This window comes from Cupriavidus sp. KB_39 (assembly GCF_052114485.1).
Taxonomy (GTDB): Bacteria; Pseudomonadota; Gammaproteobacteria; order Burkholderiales; family Burkholderiaceae; genus Cupriavidus.
Genome location: NZ_JBFREV010000083.1, coordinates 1 through 5,090, shown reverse-complemented (window position 1 = coordinate 5,090; position 5,090 = coordinate 1). Strand labels below are relative to the sequence as shown.

The following is a 5,090-nucleotide window of genomic DNA, read 5'->3' as shown; positions in this document are numbered from 1 at the left end:
AATACGAACATGGTGGCGATGACCGAGGTGCCCGGGCACCTGATCGTCATCGGCGGCAGCTATGTGGGACTGGAGTTCGCGCAGGTATTCCGCCGTCTCGGCGCGCAGGTCACGGTGGTGGAGCGCGGCCAGCACCTGATTGCGCGGGAGGATCCGGACGTTTCCTTGCAGGTGCGGGAGATCCTGGAAGCGGAAGGCATCCGCATCCGCTGCGGCGCCGAGTGCATCCAGCTTCACCCGCATGCCGAAGGTGCGGCGGTGGGCGTGAGTGGGCCGGGCTGCCCGGAAGGCGCGGAAGAGATCGCCGGTACCCACGTGCTGCTGGCCGTGGGCCGGCGACCGAACACCGACGACCTGGGCCTCGACAAGGCCGGCGTGGCCACCGATGCGCGCGGCTATATCGACGTCGACAACCAGCTCCGCACCAGCGTGGACGGCATCTGGGCGCTGGGCGACTGCAACGGGCGCGGCGCCTTCACCCACACCGCCTACAACGATTTCGAAGTGGTGGCGGCCAATCTGCTCGATGGGGCCCAGCGCTCCGTGGGCGACCGGATTCCGGTCTACGCGCTGTTCACCGACCCGCCGCTCGGCCGCGTGGGCATGACCGAAGCCCAGGCGCGGCAGGCCGGCCACCGGGTGCGCATCGGCATGCGGCCCATGACGCGCGTGGCGCGGGCCGTGGAGAAGGGCGAGGCGCAGGGCTCGATGCGGGTGGTGGTGGATGCCGATACCGACCAGATTCTCGGCGCCGCCATCCTCGGCCCGGGCGGCGACGAGGCGGTCCATATGGTGCTGGCCGCGATGGCCGGTGGCATGACCGCCACGCAGATGACCCAGACCATGGCCATCCATCCGACCGTATCGGAGTTGATTCCGACGATCTTTGGGGAGTTGTCGAAGCCCCGCTGACTCCCGACTATTTTCATATCTGACGCAAAAAGTCTAACTACGAGACCGCAATTCGCTGCGATAGAGTCACACAGGCTGTGGCGCCCCAAGCGCTGAATACAAAACACACCTGGGAGACAACCATGACTTCGAAATTCGTAGCCGTTGCGTGCCTTTCKGCGATTGCCGCCTTCATGTCCACGGCCGCCAGTGCGCAGCAGCAAAAACCGGCCAACGCGCAGGAGGCCAAGGCCGCCTTCGCCGAGAAATTCAAGGCCGCCGATACCAACCAGGACGGCAAGTTGAGCCGCGAAGAGGCCGAGGCCGGCATGCCGGAAGTCTTCAAGAATTACGACAAGATCGACACCAAGAAGACCAATGGCATCACGCAGAAGCAGATCGGGGCCTACTTCGCGGCGCGCGCCAAGCAGCAGAAAGCCGCGCGGGATCCGGGCAGCCTGAACTGACGGCTTCCGGGCCATCGTCCCATGACCTACCTCACCAGGCATCCGGCCATCCTCTTCCTGGCCATGATCGTGCTCATGGCGCTGGCGGCGGGGATCGGATTCCTGGTGCTGCGCCGCATCAGGCCGATGGCGGACGACAGCCGTGACGACTTCAATATCGTGCAGGGCGCCACGCTCACGCTGCTCGCCCTGCTGATCGGGTTCACGCTCTCCATGGCGGTCGGCCGCTATGACCAGCGCAAGAACCTGGAGGAAGAAGAGGCCAACGCGATCGGCACCGAATTCCTGCGGGCCGAGCTGGTGGAGGGGCCGGAGACCGCGCAGATCAGGGCATTGCTGATCCGCTACCTGGACCAGCGCATCCTCTATTACCGCACGCGCGAACCCGACGCCCTGCAGAAAATCGAGCATGCCACGGCACAAATCGGCGACGACCTGTGGAAGGTGGTGCGCGGCGTGGCGCGCGACAAGCCCACCCCGATCACGTCGCTGGTGGTGTCGGGCATGAACGACGTCCTCAATTCCCAGGGCTAYACAGAGGCCGCGTGGCTGAACCGGATCCCGGTGTCGGCCTGGTGCCTGATGATCGTGATTGCGTTCTTTAGCAGCCTGATGCAGGGCTATGGCGCGCGCACCAAGAGCGCCAAGGCCGCCCTGTTGCTGGTGCTGCCGATGACGATATCGCTGTCACTGGCGCTGATCGCGGACATCGACAGCCCGCGCGGCGGTTTGATTCGTGTCCCACCCCAGAACTTGCACAACCTGGAGACCGCGCTGAAGCGCTAGGGTCTRKCGGTTGCCGTTGTTTGATTGGTTTGTCCTAACCGGGAGTGCCAGCCATGAAATTCGCCCCTCTCCTCATCGCCGCGACGACATTGGCGTGGACATCATCGGGGTGGGCCCAGGCCCAGCCCATTGGCGGCAAGCCCGCGACGGCAGCGACCAAGGCAGCGAACGCGGCCGTGCTGAACGAACTCCCTTTCAACGACAAGGCCGACTTCGAGGATGCCCAGCGCGGTCTGGTGGCCAAGCCCGACACGCTGACCATCCGCAATGCCAAGGGCGACGTCGTCTGGGACCTGGAAGCCTACAAGCAATACATCGGGCTCGACAAGGCGGCGCCGGACACCGTCAATCCGAGCCTGTGGCGCAACGCCCAGTTGGGCATGCAGAACGGACTGTTCAAGGTGTCGGACCGGATTTACCAGGTGCGTGGCTTCGACCTGTCGAACATCACCTTCGTGCAGGGTGACACGGGATGGATCGTGCTGGACCCGCTGATCTCGGCCGAGACGGCCAAGGCGGCGCTGGAATTCGTCACGAAAACCCTCGGGCAGAAGCCGGTGGTGGCCGTGGTGTACAGCCACTCGCACGTGGATCACTACGGCGGCGTGCGCGGCGTCGTGAACGAAGCCGATGTCCGGTCCGGGAAGGTCAAGATCTTCGCGCCGGAAGGCTTCACGGAGCATGCGGTCAGCGAGAACGTCATCGCCGGCAATGCGATGGGGCGCCGCGCCGTCTATATGTATGGGGCGCGCTGCCCCGCAACGCGCGCGGTGGCGTGAACGGCGGGCTGGGGCAGACCGTGTCGACCGGCGACGCSGGGCTGATCGTCCCCACGGACATCATCAGCAAGACCGGCACCGAGATCACCGTGGATGGCGTGAAGATGGTGTTCCAGATGACGCCAGGCACCGAGGCGCCGTCCGAGATGAACACGTTCTTCCCCCAGTTCCGGGGCATGTGGATGGCCGAGAACACGACCAACACCATGCACAAYATCCTGACGCTGCGTGGCGCYCAGGTGCGTGACGCRCTGAAGTGGTCGAGCTACCTGAACGAGACCATCGACACCTACGGCAAGGATGTCGATTTCAAGTTCCAGGCCCAYCACTGGCCGATGTGGGGCAACGCCAAGATCATCGACTACTGGAAGAAGCAGCGCGACCTGTACAAGTACACGCATGACCAGTCGGTCAACCTGATGAACAMCGGCTACACCGGGGAAGAGATCTCGGAGATGATCAAGCTGCCGCCGGAACTCGACAAATTCTGGCCGAACCGGGGCTATTACGGCACGCTGCGCCACAACTCCCGGGCGGTCTACCAGCGCTACATGGGCTGGTACGACGGCAATCCGTCCGACCTCAACAACCTGCCGCCRGAAATGGCCGCCAAGAAATATGTGGAGTACATGGGCGGCGAAGCGGCGGTGCTCAAGCGCGCCAGGGCGGATTTCAGCAAGGGCGACTATCGCTGGACGGCCGAAGTCCTCAAGCATGTGGTATTCGCCAACCCCAACGGCAAGGCGGGCAAGGACCTGCTGGCCGATTCCCTCGAGCAGCTGGGATACCAGGCGGAGAGCGGCCCATGGCGCTCGGTCTACCTGATGGGCGCCTAYGAACTGCGCAATGGCGTGCCCAAGGCCGGCGGGACGACGACCGCGAGCCCGGACACCATCAAGGCGATGCCGCCGGAGATGCTGTTCGACTATCTGGCGGTTCGCTTGAACGGGCCGAAGGCCGCTGGCAAGAAGATCGGGCTGAATCTCGACTTTACCGACCTGAAGAAGCAGTACGGGCTGGCGGTCGAGAACGCGGTGCTGAACTATGGCAAGCCGCTGGCGCAGCCCGACGCAAAGGTCACGCTCTCGAAAGCGACGCTTGACGCCATCCAGCTCAAGGAGACCACGATCGAGAACGCCATCGCCAAGGGCGATATGAAGGTGGAGGGCCGCCGCGAGGCACTGAGCGAGTTCCTCGCCCTGCTCGACACCTTCCCGTTCTGGTTCAACATCGTGACGCCATGAAGACGACGACCGCGGTGTTGATGGCCACGCTGGTAGCGTGGCTTGGGGCCCTCCCGACGACGGTGGCGGCGTGCGGCTCCGACTTCGTGCTGGGAGATGAAGTCGGCGCCGCGCATCCGGCCTCCATTGGCGTGGCCTTCGCGCTTCACGATGCCATTGGCGCGGGCAGGTTGCCTGCTGCCGAAAGCAATACCGGCGCGCAGGCGCGAGAACGTGCGGACGATGCGGCACATATGCTGGAGCAGCGGCTCGCATCGGCCGGGCCGAAGCTGCCGCCGATGGCGCTGCTGCAGGTGGAGTCGCGGCTCTGGACGCGATATGGTGCGGCGAGCCGCCGGCACGCCGCCCCCCGATGCGCATCACGACGCGGGCCCCGCCGATGGCGACGTGGTCGTGGTGACCGGGGAACCCGTGCTGCGCGCCTTGCTGGACGGCCGCATCGGCTGGGCGCAGGCTGTGGATGCCGGACTGGTCGTAGTCGTGGGCGAGCCCGCCGCCCAAACCCGCGTGGCGACGGTGCTGGCGGCGCGATTTGCCATGGCGGGTGGATCTTCGCTGGCGAGCCATGTAGCGAGCAGCCGGCGCTAGTSCGCCCCCCGAAGCACAATCGTCGCACGGCGAGCATTGCAATCGCCGGCCGCTGGAGAGGTCACCATGCAATGTTCGGTCGGAATCTTCAACGACGTGCCGATGGCGGTCCTGTTCGTGACCGTCGGCCTCGGCTATGCGGTAGGCAAGCTCAAGATCGGGCCGATCGGGCTCGGCGGGGTGTGCGGCACGCTGATCGTGGCGCTGTTGATCGGGCAGACCGGCTGCCAGCTCCACGGGGAACTGAAGGAGGTGGCCTTCGCGCTGTTCATCTTCGCGATGGGCTATTCCGGCGGCCCGCAGTTCTTCGCCAACCTGAACCGCTCCAGCCTGCG

At 65.2% G+C, this 5,090-nt stretch carries 6 protein-coding genes and 1 pseudogene; all 7 read left to right on the top strand.

Translation table 11 applies throughout. The features are described from left to right. Window positions 1–912, top strand: a 912-nt coding sequence (locus tag AB4Z27_RS28395) for an FAD-dependent oxidoreductase (protein ID WP_441645894.1), incomplete at its 5' end; no start/stop codon positions are given. Between the two features lie 122 nt (window positions 913–1,034). Next, window positions 1,035–1,358: a calcium-binding protein gene (locus tag AB4Z27_RS28390; RefSeq protein ID WP_092300635.1), complete on the top strand. Its 324-nt coding sequence runs from the start codon at window positions 1,035–1,037 to the stop codon at window positions 1,356–1,358. A gap of 21 nt (window positions 1,359–1,379) precedes the next feature. Next, window positions 1,380–2,144: a bestrophin-like domain gene (locus AB4Z27_RS28385; protein WP_441592978.1), complete on the top strand. Its 765-nt coding sequence runs from the start codon at window positions 1,380–1,382 to the stop codon at window positions 2,142–2,144. Between the two features lie 53 nt (window positions 2,145–2,197). Next, the gene (locus AB4Z27_RS28380) at window positions 2,198–2,923 is read left to right on the top strand and encodes an MBL fold metallo-hydrolase (RefSeq protein ID WP_441645893.1); all 726 of its coding nucleotides are present in this window, start codon (window positions 2,198–2,200) and stop codon (window positions 2,921–2,923) included. Window positions 2,924–2,943: 20 nt separating this feature from the next. Next, window positions 2,944–4,167, top strand: a complete 1,224-nt coding sequence (locus AB4Z27_RS28375) for an alkyl/aryl-sulfatase (protein ID WP_441645892.1) — start codon at window positions 2,944–2,946, stop codon at window positions 4,165–4,167. Window positions 4,168–4,485: 318 nt separating this feature from the next. Continuing rightward, window positions 4,486–4,755, top strand: coding sequence for a hypothetical protein (locus tag AB4Z27_RS28370; protein WP_441645891.1), 270 nt, complete (start codon window positions 4,486–4,488; stop codon window positions 4,753–4,755). Between the two features lie 66 nt (window positions 4,756–4,821). Further along, window positions 4,822–5,090 (top strand): annotated as a pseudogene (locus tag AB4Z27_RS28365) (aspartate-alanine antiporter); the annotation flags it as partial.

What these genes read in the sequence shown, in the direction of transcription:
- AB4Z27_RS28370 (WP_441645891.1), top strand. Translation starts at nt 4,486, where the DNA reads ATGGTGCGGCGAGCCGCCGGCACGCCGCCCCCCGATGCGCATCACGAC.
- AB4Z27_RS28380 (WP_441645893.1), top strand. Translation starts at nt 2,198, where the DNA reads ATGAAATTCGCCCCTCTCCTCATCGCCGCGACGACATTGGCGTGGACA.